This window comes from Thermodesulfobacteriota bacterium (genome assembly GCA_040756475.1).
GTDB lineage: Bacteria > Desulfobacterota > Deferrisomatia > Deferrisomatales > JACRMM01 > JBFLZB01.
In genome coordinates this window covers 1-1,741 of record JBFLZB010000359.1, presented here as the reverse complement: position 1 = coordinate 1,741, position 1,741 = coordinate 1, and the positions used below count along the sequence as shown (strand labels likewise).

Genomic DNA, 1,741 nt, shown 5'->3' with positions numbered 1-1,741 from the left:
ACCCCGGAGCTGGCCTGCGAGGTCACCCTGCAGCCCCTGGATCGGTTGGGGGTGGACGCGGCGATCCTCTTCTCCGACATCATGATTCCGCTCGAAGGAATGGGCTGTAAGGTGGAGTTCAACCCCGGCCCCGTCATGGAGCCCATCCGCACCCGGGCCGCGGTGGACGCCCTGCGGGTGTGCGAACCCGAGGCCGACGTGCCCTACGTGCTCGACGCCGTGCGCCTCATCCGCAGGGAGCTCGCCGGCAAGGTGCCCCTGATCGGCTTCTCGGGGGCCCCCTTCACCCTGGCGGCCTACATGGTGGAGGGCAAGGGAAGCCGCGAGTTCGCCAACTTGAAGCGCATGATGTTTACCGCCCCCGACCTCTTCCGCGACCTCATGGACAAGGTCTCCGATACCGTCATCGCCTACCTCAACGCCCAGGCCGCCGCCGGGGCCCAGGCGCTGCAGCTCTTCGACACCTGGGGCGGCATCCTCTCCCCCGCGGACTACGCGAAGTACGTGCTGCCCCACTCCAAGCGCATCCTGGCAAGCCTCGACCAAAGCGTACCGATCATCCACTTCGTCAAGGGCGCCGGCCTCATGCTCGAACTGGTCAAGCAGGCCGGGGGCCACGTGCTGGGCCTCGACTGGCACATCGACCTCGCCGACGCCATCCGCATCATCGGCCCGGGCTTCAGCGTCCAGGGCAACATGGACCCCGCCTACATGTTCGCCCCCGTCGACGTCGCCCAGCGCACCGCGGCGGAGATCGTCCAGAAGGGCAAGGCCGCCCGCGGCCACATCTTCAACCTCGGCCACGGCATCATGCCCATGGCGAGCGTCGACACCGCCAGGGCGGTGGTCGACGCCGTGCACGAGGCCGGGGTGCGGTAGGCGGCTTCCCCCCTCTCCCCGCCGAGGGAAGGGCCGGGCGAGGGGCCACGGACGCGCACCGACCTCCACGGACGGACACGGACGCGAGTGGGAGAGGGGGTGGAGCATGGCGGGCCGTGAGCTATTGATCCCGAAGCACGGCGGCTACCGGAGGCTCAAGAGCTTTCGGGTGGCGTAGCTCGTCTACGACCTCACCGTGCGCTTTTGCGACCGCTACGTCGACCGCCGCAGCCGCACCCACGACCAGATGGTCCAGGCCGCGCGCAGCGGGGTACAGAACATCGCCGAGGGGAGCCAGGCCTCGGGCACCTCGAAGAAGACGGAGCTCAAGCTCACCAACGTGGCCCGGGCGAGCCTGGAGGAGCTGCGGCTCGACTACGAGGACTTCCTGCGGCAGCGGGGCCTCCCAAAGTGGGAGCCGGACCACCCGGCGCTGGCCCGGTTTCGGGCAAGGCGGTGCAGCACCGTGGACGAGGTGAGGGCTTGGGTGGTGGATGAGCGGCAACGGGGGTTGCACCGACCACCACGGATGGGCACGGACGAACACGGAAAAGCGCCGGCCGGCCCCTCGTCCGTGCCGGTCCGTGGTAGTCCGTGCCCGTCCGTGAGCTCAGCCACCCTTGCCGCCAACGCCGCTCTCTCTCGTGAACGTCGCCTGCGGCCTCCTCGACCGCCAGCTGGCCTCCCAGGCCCGGGCCTTCGAGGCCGAGGGCGGGTTCACCGAGCGGCTCTACCGCACCCGCCAGGAGCGCCGCCGAAGGCCGTGACCATCGCGCAACGGGCGACTCCGGGGTGGGTTGCCCCCCGGTATCGGGATCGGCATCGGCATCGAGACCTCGGTGGCGATCCCGATCCCGATAGC

At 69.8% G+C, this 1,741-nt stretch carries 1 protein-coding gene and 1 pseudogene; both read left to right on the top strand.

Features of this window, described 5'->3' with window-relative positions; all coding sequences use genetic code 11:
* Positions 1-879: uroporphyrinogen decarboxylase (hemE, locus tag AB1578_23710; GenBank protein ID MEW6490904.1), on the top strand; the 879-nt coding region annotated here is incomplete at its 5' end.
* A gap of 106 nt (positions 880-985) precedes the next feature.
* Positions 986-1,646: pseudogene (locus tag AB1578_23705) on the top strand (four helix bundle suffix domain-containing protein).
* Positions 1,647-1,741: the final 95 nt, after the last annotated feature.